1 protein-coding gene is annotated in these 685 nt (G+C 50.7%); it reads right to left on the reverse strand.

Annotated features, from left to right (window positions below; all coding sequences use genetic code 11):
- The coding region (locus tag ACOCD2_RS24225; RefSeq protein WP_419626307.1) for a hypothetical protein at nucleotides 1-685 on the reverse strand (685 nt) is incomplete at both ends.

Below are 685 nucleotides of genomic sequence, written 5' to 3' on the forward strand. Positions count from 1 at the left end.
ATGCAATACTCCGCACCTTTGGGCTGAGAGATAACGCTGTTCAAAAGACGATTCAAGCGGGCATAGCGTGTCAGATCCGGATCGGGCTTACGCATGACCGAAGCCACCCAGCTTTTGTTTTTGGTCTTCCAGCTTGTAACAGCGATACTATATCTAGAACGTGGCTCTTCATTCGGGATTTGTAAAACATGAGACTTATCCCAATGTGGCATGGCGTCGTTAAGTGAAAATCCACGTATAGCCAGAACCACCGCCTGCATCTCATTCTGGCCTGATCTGGAATACGGGTCTTTTACGAGCACCGTAAGCTCAGTAAGGTTGAAAGGTCGGGTAGAAAAAAGCAGGCCGCGCGGTAAACCCTTGAGTCTTGCCCATCTGGCTAATATGTTGATGCCTTCAATAAGGGGGGCGGGTAACACTTCTCCCGGCGCATCCATAGTTGTGACATACTTTTTGGCTACAAGCCCCCGCTGCGCAATCATTTCCTTGGGCAACCCAATAAGGCGGAACGGCATATGCGCCAGGTCGAAAGAGAACAGACGCTGATGTGCCTCCTTAAATCCACTCAAACTGTTAAATATTGGCCAATTCAGCAAGGCTTCGAAATCTGGCGGGCAATACTCTGCCATGTGTTCCTGCCAACCGGCCTTGCCGTCCCTCGACAGGCGGGTAGGAAATGCTGCGA

It is taken from the genome of Thiolapillus sp., assembly GCF_048562965.1.
Taxonomy (GTDB): Bacteria; Pseudomonadota; Gammaproteobacteria; order Chromatiales; family Chromatiaceae; genus Thiolapillus; species Thiolapillus brandeum_A.